General features: G+C 45.5%; 1 pseudogene. It reads right to left on the reverse strand.

The features are described 5' to 3' along the window. A pseudogene (locus tag ACK99Q_RS17805) lies at positions 1-268 on the reverse strand (IS630 family transposase); the annotation flags it as partial.

Here is a 268-nt window from a genome sequence, read left to right on the forward strand (position 1 = left end):
ATCTGGATACATGACATCGGCAAGATATTTGATTTCTTCTGCCCAGTCAATTGCAGTCCGATGTTCCCGAACACTTACATGATGAGCTCCACCAAGCGGTTCTACGAATGCAAAAATGCTGCATGTACCATTTCTGACATACTCAGAATCTACTTTCTGGTCATTGCCGGGGCGCATAGGAAGTGGGGATCTTGCCTCGCCAAGTAACTGATATGGTTTTTCGTCCATACAAACAACGGGGCGTTGTGGGTTATATGGAAGTTCGTAT

The sequence above is a fragment of the Aeromicrobium sp. MLTX1 genome, from assembly GCF_046452335.1.
In the GTDB taxonomy this organism is placed as follows: Bacteria; Actinomycetota; Actinomycetes; order Propionibacteriales; family Nocardioidaceae; genus Aeromicrobium.